11 protein-coding genes are annotated in these 15,451 nt (G+C 66.3%); 9 read left to right on the top strand and 2 right to left on the bottom strand.

The features are described 5' to 3' along the window. Positions 1 to 498: 498 nt before the first annotated feature. Together FG154_RS14480 and FG154_RS14485 are read left to right on the top strand one after the other, a co-directional pair. A complete protein-coding gene (locus FG154_RS14480) occupies positions 499 to 1,347 on the top strand; it encodes a hypothetical protein (RefSeq protein ID WP_145109339.1) in 849 nt (282 codons plus the stop codon). 167 nt (positions 1,348 to 1,514) lie between these two features. Next, positions 1,515 to 1,910, top strand: coding sequence for a hypothetical protein (locus tag FG154_RS14485; protein ID WP_145109344.1), 396 nt, complete (start codon positions 1,515 to 1,517; stop codon positions 1,908 to 1,910). A 474-nt stretch (positions 1,911 to 2,384) separates the two neighbouring features. Here the strand turns inward: FG154_RS14485 and FG154_RS14495 are convergent, their stop codons facing one another. Both FG154_RS14495 and FG154_RS14500 read right to left on the bottom strand, forming a co-directional pair. Continuing rightward, on the bottom strand, positions 2,385 to 2,693 hold the full coding sequence (locus tag FG154_RS14495) for an H-NS histone family protein (RefSeq protein ID WP_108222303.1): 309 nt from the start codon (positions 2,691 to 2,693) through the stop codon (positions 2,385 to 2,387). 540 nt (positions 2,694 to 3,233) lie between these two features. Next, positions 3,234 to 3,680 carry a hypothetical protein gene (locus FG154_RS14500; RefSeq protein WP_145109347.1) on the bottom strand — a complete coding sequence of 149 codons (447 nt, stop codon included), beginning with the start codon at positions 3,678 to 3,680 and terminating at the stop codon, positions 3,234 to 3,236. 356 nt (positions 3,681 to 4,036) lie between these two features. Here FG154_RS14500 and FG154_RS14505 point away from each other — a divergent pair, with 356 nt between their 5' ends. The 7 genes from FG154_RS14505 to FG154_RS14535 form a co-directional block, all read left to right on the top strand. Further along, a complete protein-coding gene (locus FG154_RS14505; protein ID WP_145109350.1) occupies positions 4,037 to 4,864 on the top strand; it encodes a hypothetical protein in 828 nt (275 codons plus the stop codon). Positions 4,865 to 4,961: 97 nt separating this feature from the next. Beyond that, entirely contained in the window at positions 4,962 to 7,382 is a 2,421-nt protein-coding gene (bcsA, locus tag FG154_RS14510; protein ID WP_145109353.1) for a UDP-forming cellulose synthase catalytic subunit, read from the top strand. 5 nt (positions 7,383 to 7,387) lie between these two features. Beyond that, a complete protein-coding gene (locus FG154_RS14515; RefSeq protein ID WP_145109356.1) occupies positions 7,388 to 9,592 on the top strand; it encodes a cellulose biosynthesis cyclic di-GMP-binding regulatory protein BcsB in 2,205 nt (734 codons plus the stop codon). Further along, entirely contained in the window at positions 9,589 to 10,677 is a 1,089-nt protein-coding gene (locus FG154_RS14520) for a family 8 glycosyl hydrolase (RefSeq protein WP_108222299.1), read from the top strand. The genes FG154_RS14515 and FG154_RS14520 overlap by 4 nt, the downstream gene beginning before the upstream one ends. After that, complete coding sequence (locus FG154_RS14525) at positions 10,662 to 12,056, top strand: tetratricopeptide repeat protein (RefSeq protein ID WP_108222298.1); 1,395 nt, start codon at positions 10,662 to 10,664, stop codon at positions 12,054 to 12,056. The genes FG154_RS14520 and FG154_RS14525 overlap by 16 nt, the downstream gene beginning before the upstream one ends. 334 nt (positions 12,057 to 12,390) lie before the next feature. Next, entirely contained in the window at positions 12,391 to 13,392 is a 1,002-nt protein-coding gene (locus FG154_RS14530) for a GGDEF domain-containing protein (protein WP_145109367.1), read from the top strand. 147 nt (positions 13,393 to 13,539) lie between these two features. Further along, a partial coding sequence (locus tag FG154_RS14535) for a histidine kinase N-terminal 7TM domain-containing diguanylate cyclase (RefSeq protein ID WP_145109359.1) occupies positions 13,540 to 15,451 on the top strand: 1,912 nt, incomplete at its 3' end.

The following is a 15,451-nucleotide window of genomic DNA, read 5'->3' on the forward strand; positions in this document are numbered from 1 at the left end:
GGAGGGAACGGCGCCGCACGCCGGGCGGCTGCGGGCCCTGACCCTTGCAGACCCCGCCTCGACCGTTTGCCGATCTGGCGGTTTGAAATCGGCTCCGATGTTTCGGACGGGTTTCGGAACAGAACAGGAAGAGGAAGAAGCAAACCGGCAGAGCGGCAAACCGCAGGCTCGGGGCCGGTGGCGGGGTGATGCCGGCGCCATGCCTCCGGCAGAGGGGAGCACCCATCCTTCTGCACGGATCCCGCTTTACCGGTCCGACCGCTATGTATGATCCGCCCGGAAAAAGGACAGGCCGCCGTGGAAGAGATCAGGACGGGACCGCAAAGCGCCGGATCGCCGAAGCTCCGATCCCTGACAAGCCGAGCAGGCGGACCGGCCAGTCATGCCTTTCCCGGAGCCTCGCCCGCCGAACGGCGGCTTCTTATGATGAAGGGCCACGGCGGCGGCCGATCGGTCCTCGAAGGTTCCGGTGCCGCGGCGGCACAGGACGCAAGGGAGATGGGCGGAGGCTCGAGCGCTGTTCTGTCGGGTATCGCCACCCTCGGGGACGGGCTTTCGGACGCGCTTCTGCTGCTCCTGAACGCGCTTCATGTCGGGGAACCTGAGCGGGGGGCGACGCCTCTCCTCCTCGGCCTAAAGGATGGCGTGCTTCCCTCCGGGAGGCTCCTCGGCGCCATCAGTCAGCTGCCGCGGATCCGGACCCTGAGCCGGACCATGATGCCGGACGGGAGGGTCTCGACGATCCCCGATCCTCCCCATGCGCGGCGTATCGCACGGAGCAGCCTGCGCGGCATCGCCCTGCTGCTGCAGTTCGAGCGTTGCGGGCTCGCGGCCCGCGGCCAGGCGCGGGACGCTCTCCTCCACGCCTGCATCGCAGCGGCCCGCCACCTCACCCACTACGATACCCCGGCCAAGACCGTGCAGACCTACCGCGCCAAGCTGAAGGGAGCAGGCCTCTTCGAGAGCGCCGCAGGAACGCGCGCCTTCATGGCCTCGGTTCTCGCCGCCATGGCCGGACCCGGCCTTGATCGGATGCTGGCCCGTCCTGACGCCCCGGAACAGGTCCGGGCCTTCCGCGCGGCGGCGGATGCCCGTCGTGCGCTGCTCGACGACCGCCTGCCCGACGGCCTCGGCCGCGACGTGCTTTGCAGTCTTTTCGATTTCTCGCACCACAGCGACGCCCAGATCGCCCGCACGATCCAGGCGCTGGCCAGGGTCGAGCGCCATCCCATGCCGGACCTCGGCATCCTTCCGAAGCTGACGGCGGACATCCTGCCCGAGGGCCTTCTGTCGGGTCCCTCGCTGCCCCTGCCCGGCGGATCGCGGAACGCGACCCGCGGCCAGTGAGCGGAAGATTCCTCTTGTCCCGACGACGGATGGCTCTTGCGGCCATCCGTCATCGGAGTTGTCTGGATGTACCCGGAAAATGCGGAGACGGCAGCTTAATCTGTTCCAATGACCGGACTTCGGTTAGGATCATCTTCGATGGGTCGACATCTTTCACGGAGGGTTCCATGGCCGACGACGATGCACTCGACGCACTCCGCAAACATAACGAACAGCTTGAGCAGTTGTTCTCCTCCGATGGCCGAGCCCAGTTGGACCGCCTTGTGTTGCTTGAACTTTCGGTTCACGCCTATGTGAACGGCAGACTGTCTGAGTACAAGTCTCTGCATGACCGCAACGAAGATCAATTCAGGGGGCGCATCGCCGATAGGCTCCAAACCGAGTTGCAGGGGCTCGATGAAGAAGATGCCAATCGGCTTGCCGCTGATATCGCGACATTTCTTGAGGTGCCAGACTCCGTGAAGAACGTGGGCAAGAAGATTGGCTCGGTTGCGAACTCTTACCTCAAGAAGAAGGCAGGCGGCATTCTCGGTGGAGCGGATGACAACGATACCGAGGACTGATCAGCGTCATGCAACCTGTGATCGGCTATCAAGGGAGCGCGGCGCGCGTTGATTGTCTGCCTGCGCTGCCGGACCAGCAGCTCCCGCGTGCGGTACATCATGGCCGCGGCCTTGGGGCCTCGAAATTCACCTCGGCCGGGAGCGGCGTAGTGGCGAACGTCGCGACGGGGCGGTAGATGGCCCACTTCATCCCGGCGTCGTCACTTGTTGCATCTGCCGCTCAATGCGCAATAGGCAAGCCCGAGAGTTGCTGCGCCGCGAGCCACATCTCTTTGCCGACTTTTGAATGCCGGAATAACATGGCCTGAACCAATGCGATAGAGATCGTTATTGCTTTACCGGATATAGCAGAGCTGACCTCTTGTCGAAGGCGGGAATAAAAACGGGCGCATCACCAATGAGGCCGGCGAGATACGCAATATCGCCGGAATTGGCCCCATTGAAGCCTTTGTACAGGTGGGGGTCCGCCGGCCGTCAGATGAGCAGTTCCTCGGGCGCCCAGCCTGCGGCCATGGCCTGTTCGAACCAGCGCGGTTTGCGTCCGCGGCCACACCAGAACTCGTCGGGGTTGGCAGGATTGGCGTAGCGGTTCGCCCGCGGCTGCGTCTTGCTCACTCCGGTCACCTCTCCCAGAGTGTAGCCCAGTTCCCGGGCCCGCTTGGCCAGATCGGCCAGGGCATCCAGCCTGCGCCGCCTTTCGAGGGCCGCGAGCGCCACGTCGATCTTGGTCTGCAGTTCCTCCAGTTCCTCCCGGGAGAGAGCATCGATGTCGATGGCCCCCATGTCGTCCTCCTGAAACGCGCCCGTTCGATCTTCCCATCTTCTCGGTCGGAACCGCTCCCTCACGGGCGCTGGCCCCGGCCGGACCAGCCGATCCTGTGGGCCGGCGGATGCCGAAAGCCACGTTCACAAATCGGAAATTCCGCATTGGGCCTGGTCCTGCCAGCATTCAACACGCTTTTCCATCGGACTCTACCCAGCCGGAAGATATACCGGAAATCGTAAAGCAATCCTTGGTATTACGCCGGAGGAGACCCGTCGGACGGCCCGGTCCGCGCTCATCAAGGTCCCTCCGGAGAACATGGGCCGAGGCTGTGTAAAAACCCGGAGTTTGCACATCCGACGAGATCACCTTCCCTTTGAGGATTTATCGGTCGCCCTCGGTGGGAACGCGCTTGTCGCATGTTGGCGCACCCGGAAACTCTGCCCGCCGTCTCTCCTTGGCACCTCCGACTCACTCGATTTCTGCTGTCGGGGCGGCTGACAGCCTGCGGACCCATGATCCTCTGCCCTTCGCGGGCACGCCGCCGCCGAGGCGCGGCATCAAGAGCCGGATCGGGTTGTGAGAAGCGACCGGGAAGATCCAGGCATGCCCCGCCTGATCGCCTTCTGCCGCGCCTCGGCGAGGGCGCCCTCCACCAGACCGAAGGCGATGCTGGCGGGCAGACACCGGTCCCAGTCGGGCGCTTCTTCTTCCACGTCCTCTTCTGTGAAGTGATCCGACATCAGAATCACGCACAGGCCGGGATTTCGAATGCGCAGACGCTGCAGGTGGGGGCGGATGGCGGATCTGCCGCCGTAGGAGTCGAGATCGCAGAAGAATGTGGTGAAGGCCCGAGGGCGTTCGGCGGCGACATCTACGGCGGTTTCCAGACGGACAGCGCAGAGCACGATGCTCCGCTGCCCTTCCAGGAAATGAATGAGATCCGCATGGCGCTCGTGTCTTGCCGTTGCAAAGAGCATCAGTTGTTCCGGATGGAAAGGAGGCATCTGGGCTGTTCCTGCTGTTCCTGCTGTTCATCTGTTGGGAAAGCAAAGGGGGTGTGCGGCAGGTGCCGGCCGTTGCGGCCCGGCCTTGAGCGGTTCCGCGCGCACTGGATCGTCTTCCGGATCATTCCGGCTTTTTCGGCAGGTGGATTTTGAGCATCAAGGCGACATGACGCCCGTATTGGCCGGGCCCTTTGCGCGGAATCGGCCGGCGGAGGTGCGGCCTGGAAAAGGATATATCGGAAGATAAATCATTCCGATCCGCCCTATCGCAGGGGTGATCCGATCCCGGATCGCACTATCTTTATTGCGGTTTTATCATCTTTTTTCGCATCCGATTGCTGCCAGGCCTGCAATTCATGACCACAAGATCAGGCCCCCGACATCTGGATCGGATTGATCCCTTCGAAAAAGTGTATTTAGTTACTTCGAATAAGCCGCGTCACCGCTGCGGGATGTTCATCAGGCAGCGCGAAGATCGGAGTCATGAAACGGGCAATATCGTGTCAGGGATCCTGCAGTTCATCCGGAGCGCCGCCGCGCAGCCGTCACGCCGTATCGCTCCTTTCCTGATGGCTGCCGCCCTGCTGTCAGCCTGTTCCCAGGCCGACCTGCCTGTCGTCTCCGTCTCCATGCCATCGGCCACCACCGAATACAGGCTCGTGGCCAGCCAGCGCCGCTGGGTGGGCATCGCGGCAGGGGAGACGACGCTCGAACGCCAGGGAGAGACCGGGCCGGAACAGCTCATAGCCCTGCCCAACGCCACGACCACCCCCGGCGACAATTTCATCCTGCTCAAGGCCCGCAAGGATTTCGCGGCCGCAGGCCGGTTCTCGACCTCGGTCTTCTCGGCGGACATGGATGAGCGGATCCGCCCCTTCCGCGGGCTTTCCGATACCAACCTGAGGAGCCGTACCGATCCGCTGGGGCCGCTGTTCTGGACCGAGATGCGGCAGGGCAGTCTCTACTGCGTCCTGGCGTTCCGGCGGATGGACGCGGCGGCCCGCATGCTGCCCTCCAACGCCCGCACCGTGGATCTCATGATGCGCAACTGTGTGAACGGAGATCTGGAGGCGGCGCTGGCTCCGATCGGGGCGGCCAGCATTTCAGGCATGCTCGCCGCAGGCGGAACGGGTGCGGGAGGAATGGGCATCCTGCTGTCACCTCTCGCAGGTCCGCAGCCATGATTGCGGCCCTGCGTATCAGATTTCACGGGCCACGGGCGGCCTGCTGGTGTCTCGTGGACCGGGCTCCGCGGCGGGCCCCCATATTCCAGGGGTCCGCATGTCCTCTCGCTCCAACCTGACGGGGCGCGGGCTCCTTCGCGGCCTGCTCATCCTGGCCGTAGCTTTCGGCACGATCCCCCTGATCATGCTCCTGAGCGTTCCCTCGGACACGCTCGCACAGGGGCTTTTCGGGGTCACCACCATCCTGCTGGTGGCCGTCCTGAAGCCTTTCACCTGGCGCTCCATGCCGCTGCGGTTCCTGATGCTGGCGACCGCGGGTACGGTCGTGCTGCGCTACTGGATGTGGCGTCTCTTCGAGACCCTGCCCTCGAGCGACAACCCGGTCTCCCTTGCCGCAGCATGGATGCTCTTTGCGGTCGAGACCTACGCGATCCTGCTGTTCTTTCTCAACGCCTTCCTGCTGGCGGACCCGTTGAAGCGCGGCATGCCCGAGATGGTTCCGGTCGATCGGCTGCCTACGGTCGACATTCTCGTTCCCTCTTACAACGAGCCGATCGAGCTGCTTTCGGTGACGCTCGCCGCAGCCAGAAACATCCATTATCCGCCGCACCTGCTCAATGTCGTGCTCTGCGACGACGGCGGTACCGACCAGAAATGCACCTCGTCCGATCCGGCCGAGGCCGAGGCGGCCCAGGCCCGGCGCAAGGCGCTCCAGGAGCTCTGCGAGCGGCTGGGCGTGACCTATCTCACGCGCGAGCGCAACGTGAGCGCCAAGGCCGGCAACCTGAACTCGGCGCTTGGCCGGACCCAGGGCGAGTTTGTGGCGGTCTTTGATGCCGACCATATTCCTTCAAGCGATTTCCTGGCCCGGACGATCGGTTTCCTCGTCAAGGATCCCAAGCTCTTCCTGGTGCAGACGCCACACTTCTTCATCAACAAGGATCCGATCCAGCGCAACCTCGACCTGCCGGAGAGCTGCCCGGCGGAAAACGAGATGTTCTATGCGCTCATCCAGAAGGGGCTCGACCGCTGGGACGGGGCGTTCTTCTGCGGGTCGGCGGCGCTGCTGCGGCGCGCGGCGCTCAATGCGGTGGGCGGCTTTTCCGGCCAGACGATCACGGAGGATGCCGAAACCGCGCTCGACATCCATGCGCGCGGCTGGAACAGCCTCTACATCGGCCGTGCGCTGATCGCGGGGCTTCAGCCCGAGACCTTCTCCTCCTTCATCCAGCAGCGCGGGCGATGGGCGGCGGGGATGATGCAGATCCTGCGGCTGAAGAACCCGATCTTCCGCCCCGGCCTCACCCTCGCGCAGCGCCTGTGCTACTACAATTCGATGAGCTACTGGTTCTTCCCGGTGGTGCGGCTCATCTTCCTGCTCTCGCCCCTGCTCTATCTGTTCTTCGGGTTGCAGATTTTCGTGGCAACCTTCGAGGAGGCGCTCGTCTACACGCTGACCTACCTGGTGGTCAGTTTCCTCGTGCAGAATGCGCTCTTTTCGAGCGTGCGCTGGCCGCTGATCTCGGAGGTCTACGAGATCGCGCAGACGCCCTACCTGATCCGTGCCACGCTGGGAGCCCTGCTGCGACCGAAAGGATTCCGCTTCCAGGTGACGGCCAAGGACGAAACCGTGGCCGACAGCTTCCTCTCGCCGATCTACCGACCGCTCCTGGCCCTGTTCCTTCTGATGGCAGCGGGCGTCGCCGCGGCAGGGCTGCGCTGGGTTTTCCTGCCTGACGACCGGCAGGTCGTGATGATCGTGGGGGGCTGGGCACTCTTCAACTTTCTGATCACGGGCTTCAGTCTCCGGGCCGTGGTCGAGAAGCGGCAACGCCGGGTGGCGCCGCGGGTCGATCTGAGCGTCCGTGCCAGCCTTGATCCCGGCGAGGGCGAGGCAGCCGTTCCGGTCGAGGTGGTGGATGCATCGACTTATGGCGCCCGTCTGCGCCTGACCGATGCCGCCCATCGTCGGCTGCGCTTCAAGCCGGGGCAGACCATCACCTTCCAGCCGGAGATCCCGGACGTCCCGCGCGCGAGCCGCTGGATCTCCTGTGAGGTGCGTTCCCTCCAACCCGAGGGAAGCGACCTGTATCTCGGGCTGCGCTTCCTGCCCGACCAGGATCCGTCGGTGCGCGAGGCGGTGGCCTGTCTCGTCTTTTCCGACTCCAGCCTTTGGGAGAAGACCCGCCGATCCGCACTTGCCGGACGCGGGCTTCTGGCGGGCATGGCCTATGTCTTCTGGCGGGCAGGGACCACGATCCCGCGCACCTCTCTCGACATGATCCGGCTCTCCTGGACGGCCCCTCCTGAGGAGGCCGATTCCGAAGCAAAGGGGCCGGCACCGCATATTCTGGCGTTCGGGCAGGATCCCGACGACCCGCCTCCGCGGGAGCCGGAGGGCAAGGTTCAGAAGTCGCAGATGAACGGAAAGAACCCGGTCCTGCCTGTCCCCCAGGTGGGTCTTGTGGCGGCGGCAAGAGAGGTGCCCGGAGCCACCCTTCAGTTGTCCGGCAGGTGACCGACATGCGCATCGCAACTGTTTGTCTTCTGGCCAGCTCCCTGGCGATGGTCTCGGGCGTTCAGGCCCAGGTGATCCGCTTTGGGGGAGCCGAGGAGCGTTCGTCTCTGGCCACAGGAGACGATACGGCGGAATCCGGGCTGCCCGACAAGGTGCGCCCGATAGACCCGGCCTTGCGCCAGCGAAGCGAGGCCACCGGCTCGTCGGACCAAGGATCCGCGCCAACCGAGCCCCCCGTCAGTCGTGCGCCGCTCATCCTGGTCGCGCCGGACGAGGCGCATGACGGCATCCTGCGCCAGCAGGGAACGCGAGGGCGGATCGTCCTTGAGGTCTTCGCGGCCACGTCCGGCGAAGCCGCCTCCCTTGTGTTGAGCTACCGCAACAGCATCGCCGTCCTGCCGGAGGCTTCCTCCGTCGCCGTGACCATCAACGATCGCGAGGCAGGCCGCTTTGCCCCCCGGGCCTTCGACGGATTTGCGAGCGAAACGCTCCACCTTCCCCCGGGCCTGCTCAAGCCCGGCCTGAACCGGATCGTGCTGGATCTGCAGCTCTTCCACCGGATCTACTGCAGTCCGGAGGCCTGGTTTCAACTCTGGAGCGACTGGGACCTGTCCGCGAGCGGGCTCCTGGTTCACGCGGACGCCGGGCAGCCCCCGGGAATGGAAGATTTCCGCACCGCCCTGCGCGCGATGGCGGGGAGCGGCCGGCCCCTCGTCATCCGGCGCAACGCGGCCACGCTCATCGACCAGGCCGGAACGCTCGACCGGCTCATCGGGGTGCTGGGGGCCGCCGCCGGCGGTCGCCTGCCGCCGGTCGAGCTGCGGGCTCCCTATCAGCTGCGTGAGCAGGCCCCTCCCCCCGCCCGGGTGACCTTCCTCGCCTCCGGCCGCAACCATGTCGAGGTCCGCCGTGGCGGAGACGGCGCCGTGGTGCTGGTGTTCGAATATCCGCTGGGGCAGCTTGCGGATGTGGGGCGGCTGGCCGATCTCCTGCCGCCGCAGCCCACGCCCGCTCTGGCGATCCCGTTGCTTGAGCCCGGCACCCTCCAGACCCTTTCGAGCCTCGGTTTCGAACCGTTCAGCGGCTCAGACATCTCGTCCTCCCGCACCATCCGCTTCCGGCTGCCGGAAGACTGGCTCATCCTGACAAACGAGCCGGCCACGCTGGCGCTCGTCCATTCGGCCATGCCGGGACTGCCCGCAGGATCCCAGATGGTGGTCCGGGTCAATGGCGAGGCCGTTCGGCTGGTGCGGATCGACGGTACCGTGCCTGGCTCGGAGGATCCGCTGGAGATCCGGTTCGAGGGGCGCAGGCTCCAGCCGGGGATCAACAGCCTGGAATTCCAGGTCGCTCTTCCGGGCGAGCGGCCCGATCAGCCCTGCTCGCGAGCCGCTGCGGACCGCTTCCTGATCAGCCCGGTCTCCACGCTGCAGGTTCCGGCCTCCCCGCGCATGGTCCTGCCCGACCTGGGGCGCGAGCTGGCCCGGGTGGAGCATGCGGACGTGCGGGTGTCGGGCGACGGGCTTGGGCTCCAGGCCGCCCTGCAGGACCTCCTGACCCGGACGAGGGCAGCTGCGGATCCGGATCAGGAACCGGGACGCATGCTGCATGTGATCGATCTCGCCCATCTGCCGCCGCTTCTGCAGGACCGCCCGGATCTTCGGGAAATGGCGCTGCAGGCGACGCTGCAGCCGGCCGGGGGACAGCCGGCGGATCCCGACCCGCCTGCGGGCCGACTGGAACAGGGTGCGCTGACGTTGCCGACCACCGGCCAGATGATGACCTGGCTGCGGTTTGCCTTCGGGCCCGGCCAGGGATCGGTGGAGGACTGGCTGCAGGGACGGAAGGCGGCCGCGATGCTGGTTCTGGGCGGCACGGTGGAGCCCCGGAGCATCTGGCTCGTGCTCGGGCCCGAGGCCGATCCGAAGGAGGTGCTCAGGGACGTGCGAAACAGCCTTGTCTCTCCGGACCGGCCACAGGGCGAGGTCGCGCTGCTGGACCGCGAGGGTCACTGGCAGAGCTGGAGGTCGGACCAGGTCTGGCCCCGGCTCCTCGAGCCGATCGGGCCGGCCAACCTGCGCGCCATCGTGGGAGCCTATGTCTCCTGGGCACCGGGGCTGCTCGTGGTGGCGGGGCTGGGAGTGTCGTGGATCGTGGCAATCGGGGCGTGGCTGGCCATCCGGGGCGGCCGGGACAAGAGGCAAGGATGAATCGCAGGAACTTCATGACGGCACTCACCGTCTCCCTCGCAGCGGCGGGACCCTTCCGCTCCCTGGCGCAAGGCGCACCGACCTTCAGCCTCCCTTCCGACCATCCGCTGCAACAGGCCTGGCAGGCCTGGAAGCGCCAGTGTCTGAACGAGGACGGGCGGGTGATCGACGCGCCCCAGAGCGGGGCGAGCCATTCCGAGGGCCAGGGATATGGTCTTCGGCTGGCGGTGGTCTTCGGAGACGAGGAGGCATTCCGCCGGATCTTCGCCTGGACCGAGAGCAACCTGGCCTTGCGCGAGGACGGGCTCCTGAGCTGGCGTTACCTGCCGGAAACCGGCGATCCCGTCCCCGACCAGAACAACGCCTCGGATGGCGATCTCTTCTATGCCTGGGCCCTGATCCACGGCGGGCTCCTCTGGAACGAGCCGGGGTTTCACGACCGCGCCCGGATCATCGGCAAGGCGCTCGAGCAGGGCTGTGTGGCCGGCCACCCGGACGGGTCGGAGCGCAGGTACCTGCTGCCGGCAGCCTACGGCTTCACCAGTGACGAGGGCGTCACGCTCAATCCCTCCTACTGCATGCCACGGGCGATGCGCGAGGTGGGGATGTTCGCCGAAGCTCCCGCCCTTGTTCTGGCGGCGCGGGACGGGCTGGAGCTGATCAACGGGATCGCGGGCACGACCCTCCTGCCGGACTGGCTTCGGCTCACGCCCGAAGGTCCTGCCGGCGCGCCCGGTCTCTCCTCCAACTGCGGCTATGATGCCCTGCGCATCCCGCTCTATCTCTGCTGGTCGGGCATGAATGCCACACCCGCCCAGGCGCGTTTCCGAGAGATCCACCGTCGGGCCGCCCTGGTCACGGGGGACACACCGACCGTCTTCGAAGAGGGTACGGGCCACGTCCGGGAGACCAGCGACCAGGCTGGCTACCGGGCGCTCGTGGCCCTCAACGACTGTGTCCTCTCCGGAACAGCCGGCGCGAGCATGCCGGATTTCGACGCCGAGCAGCCCTATTTCCCTGCCACACTGCATCTGATGGCGCTGGTCGCCCAAGCCGAGTTCTTCCCCAAATGCCTCCCCGTCTGATCTTTTCGCGGCCCGGCCGCGCCACAGCCCTCCTCCTCGCGCTCGCCCTCGCCCTTCCGGCCTCATGGAGCCTGGCCCAGACCCCTTCGGAAGATGATCTGCGCGCCCTGCGCTATTACCGGTCGCAGAACGACACGATCTCCTACGAGGCGGAACTGCGCCGCCTCAGGGTGCAGTTTCCCGGCTGGGCGCCCCCCGCCGATCCGCTCACCGGCGTCGCGGGCACCACGGGTCCCTCCGTCGAGATCGACGAGATCTACCGGCTGATCGCGTCAGGCGCCTTCGATGCCGCCGACGCCCGGATCGGCGAGACGCGCCTGAACCACCCCGGCTGGACGCCGCCCAAGGACATGACCGAGCTTCTGGAGCTGTCCCGGGCCCAGGCGACCTTCGATCATGCGCTGGCCTCTGCCGATCTCGGGCGCGCCATCCAGGTCAGCACCGAGCGGCCGGTCCTTCTGAGCTGCGAGCGGATCAACAATCCCTGGCGGCTGGCCGAGGCGCAGCGGGCTGCGGGCGCCACGCCGGAGGCCTTCCGGCTGATGCAGGGCATCGTCCGGACCTGCGGAGACGTGGATCATGTGACCGCGACGCTGGAGAAGACCGATGCCTTCGCCACACCCGAACAGATGGCCCAGCTCTTCAGCGAGGCCCGGCGACGGTTCCCGGCGCAGGCCACGGCCTGGGACGGTCTCGAAACCCGGCTGGCGGCCGGACACGGGCAATCGCAACCGGCCCCACGGTCGGCAGGCTCCCGGACAGCCTCAAAGACCGCCCTCGCACCGGCCGGGGCAGGCCCTGCGTCCGCAGCCACTCCCTCCCGCTCCCGCTCCCCCTCCGAGGCGGCGCCCCTGTCCCGCAGCGCCACGCGCAATCCCGCCCAGTGCCTGGCAAGCACGAGCCCCGGAGCCACCTCGGGCCAGGCCCTGACGCGCGCCTGGTGTGCCTATGACATGCAGCGGCCGCTCGAGGCCCTGGGGCTGTTCCGGCGGGCCGAGGCCGCGGGCCCGGCCGAGCAGAAGCGCGATGCCCGGTTCGGTCAGGCACTGGCGATGCTCAAGCTCGGCATGCCCGACAGCGCCGCACGGGTGGCCGCCGCCACAGACCTGACCCGCCAGCAGCGTCTCGATGTGGAGCTCTGGATCCTCGATCAGCGCGGGGTGCGGGCCTATCAGCAGGGCAAGTACGAGCGTGCAGTGGCGTTCTTCGATGCCTATGCGGAGCTTGCGGGCTTCGAGCGGCGCGATCTCGCCATCCTGCGCGCCTATGCGCTGATGAACATGGGCAAGCGGCAGGCGGCCCATGCGGCCTTCCAGGCCCTGCATGATGTGCTGGCCACCGAGGAGACCCGTCATGGTCTCAGGGCTTCGGCGCGCTAGAGGGCCCGGGAGGGCGGAAGCCGTGTGTCATGAGCCCCGGATGCGCCCCGCGGCAGAACGCAGCAGAGGCTTGGCCGAACCGCAATCGGCAGTTGTGAAGACAGGCGGCCCCGAAGGGCCGTCTTCTTCCTTCCCGGAAGCTCCGACCGGATTTTTCCCAAAAAATCCATACGCTTCAGCAGGACCCCTTCGAGGAGCGGGCGATGCAGGTCCTGGCGAAGGATGCACCACAAGATAGCCGCCCCCTCCGGAGGAGAAGGACTGCCCTCAGATTGGCAGGATTGCCCCGCATATTGGACGTGCCCTACCCAAGCGGAGCAGGGATGAGGACATGATGCAGCCGGGCTCCATCACATGCCGGTCGCGACCGCCGGTCGACAAGGAGGTCCAGCGGATTGCCGCCTTGCGGCAATACCAGATCCTCGACACGCTGCCCGAAGGGGAATTCGACACGATCACCCAGACCGTGCAGAGCGTGTTCGACATGCCCATGGTCGCCATCTCCTTCGTCGACACCCACCGGCAATGGTTCAAGTCCGAGATCGGCCTGGGGATGCGCGAGACCGAGCGGACTGGCAGCTTCTGCACCCATACGATCGAGGGGCAGGATCCGATGGCCATTCCCGATGCGCTCGAGGATCCGCGGTTTCGCACCAGCCTCCTCGTCTCCGACGCGCCTTACATCCGCTCCTATCTCGGTGCGCCCCTTGCCTCTCCGGATGGCCACAATCTCGGGGCCATCTGCGTCATGGACCATGTCCCGCGCGAATTCAGCCTTCGGGAACAGGAGGTGCTCGCCCGGTTCGCCCATCTGATCATGGAGCGGCTGGAACTGCGCCGCTCCGTCGCCGAGGATGCGCTGACGGGAGCCTGCATGCGGCGGGCCTTCGAGGAGCGATTTGCCACCGCCATGCGGCAGCGCCGGAACGCGAACAGCGAACTCACGCTCGTCCTCTTCGACATCGACGATTTCAAGGCCTTCAACGACACCTATGGCCATCCCGCGGGCGACCGGGTTCTCAGGTCCGTCGGGCGCTGTACCCGCAGCACCATCCGTCGGTCAGACATCTTCGGCCGCGTCGGAGGCGACGAGTTCGCCATCGTCCTGCCCGGGACCTCCCTGGCCGAAGCCGAGCCGCTCATGGAGCGCCTGCGCCGGCGGCTGGCGGCCATCCGGCTCGCCGAGGCTCCCCATGTCGCCGTGACGGCAAGCTTCGGCCTGGCAGCCGTCCTCGATCCCGATGCCACACCCCGCAGCCTGATGAAGAGCGCCGACGAAGCCCTTTATGCGGCGAAGGCTCACGGCAAGAACGTGATCAGCTTCCCGGATCCGTGACGTCCCCGCCCGCACAAGGCAGGCGGTCAGGGTTCGGCAGGTTGAGGAAGGCACTGCAGGCAGGCCCAAGGCCGGCCACGGCAAAGATATCACGCGACCTTCGCGTCCCGCAGAACGTGACACCGAAACCAGGGCGGCCGGATCACCATGGACATCACCCACTGCTTCATCGGGCTCAGCCTCGACAGCGCGGTCTATGTCATGGGGGCGACGCTCGCCGGCTTCATGCTGCTCGCCTCCTGGCTCCTGCGCCAAGGCGGCTTCTTCGGCCGCGCGCATTTCCTGACCTGCATCTTCGGCATGATCTGGTGGCTGGGGGCGGCCAGCCTTGAACTGGCAGTCCCGGACCTTTCCTGCAAGATTGCCTTTGCAACCGCAGCCTGGCCCGCAATCGCCCTCGTGCCCATCTGCTGGTTCTTCTTTCTGAGACACTATTGCTTCGATCTGCGCAGGCGCAGCCTGCGGACCGAGGCCTTCTTCATCGCAGGCCTTGTGGGCCTTGTGACATTCATGGCCGCAACCAACCCTTGGCACGGGCTGTTCTACCTGCCGGGTACACGGCTCGGGATCCTGCATGGCCGGACCTCCGGCATATTCGAGCACGGGCCGCTGTTCTACGCTGCGGCAGCACTGCTCTACGTCTTCCTTATGTCAGCGGTCGCCATCACCATTCTGGCCGCCTTCCAGGCCAACCCCATCATGCGGCCGACCCTGATGATGATGATGTTCGGCACCCTGGTGCCCCTGGCCGCCAATCTTGCCTATGTCACGCTGGGCACAACCCTCTTCGGCTTTGACCCCACCCCCTTCGCCTTCGCCTTCATCCTTCTGGTCTTTACCTGGGCGATCTACGCCAACCGATCCTTCGACATCGCGACCCTGGCGCGCGACCTGATCTACTTCAGCCTGAGCGATCCGGTTCTGGTTCTGGACAGCCAAGGCCGCATCGCAGGAATGAACCCGGCCGCACGGAAGCTGCTGCCCGACCTCGTCCTCGGCGAGCAGCCGCGCAAGACCGGGCCACTGGCCACGCTGTGCGAGGTGCTGGAGAAGGGCGAGAAGGGCATGAGCGAGCGGAGATGGATGGAGATCCAGGGCCGGATGTTCGACATCCGGCTGCTGCCCATGCGCCTTCCCCTCGGCGGGCGGAACGCGCTCCTCGGGACCGCGGCCATCATGACCGATACGACCGAGCTTCATCGCAACGCCGAGCGGCTCGAAGAGGCCTTGGGACAATCCCGCACCCAGCTTGTCGAGATCAGCCGCCTGCGCGAGACGGCCGAGCGGCTGGCGCTCTCCGACCCGCTGACCGGCCTTGGCAACCGTCGCGCCCTGCGGGTTGCCTTCGAGACCGCCCGGGCGCAGCAGGCCACCCTTGGCATCGCCCTGATCGATCTGGACCATTTCAAGCAGATCAACGACCGGTTCGGTCACGCGGTGGGGGACCGGGTGCTCAGCCACTTCGCCACGGCGATGATCAGGACCATGCCGGAGGGCACCCGCGCCTTCCGGGTGGGCGGAGAAGAATTCCTGATGCTCTGCCCCGGCTTTGATCGGCGGACCATGGTGGAGCTGACCGAGCGGCTGGCGCAACGGGCAGCGGACACCCCCTCGCTGCGCAACTCCGATCCCGTCCAGCCGACCTTCTCGGCGGGGATCGCCATCAGCCCCGAGGATGGAGAAACTCTCGACCAGCTCCACGCGCAAGCCGACATCCGCCTCTACGAGGCCAAGCGGAGCGGACGCAACCGCATCATGTACGAGACCGGCTCATTGCCAATGCGAAAGGAGGCGTCGGAACCCTTCATTGCGCAGGAGCGGGAGGCGTGGCAGCCCCTCGACGAGGATCCGCACGGCCCCGCCCGTCTTGCGCAACGCCTGTCGGAAGGGCAGCGCCTGGCAACCCCGCTGATGCGCGCCCTGATGCGGGCCACTGGTTCCGAAGTGGATGCCGCGATCGACCAGGCGCTTGCTGAACTTGGCGCCCACTGCCGTGCCGACCGGTGTCAATCGGCATCCAAAATTGACCCCCAATCGGCGTCCAATTTTGACCCCCCGG

The sequence above is a fragment of the Cereibacter sediminicola genome, assembly GCF_007668225.1.
Classification (GTDB): domain Bacteria; phylum Pseudomonadota; class Alphaproteobacteria; order Rhodobacterales; family Rhodobacteraceae; genus Cereibacter_A; species Cereibacter_A azotoformans.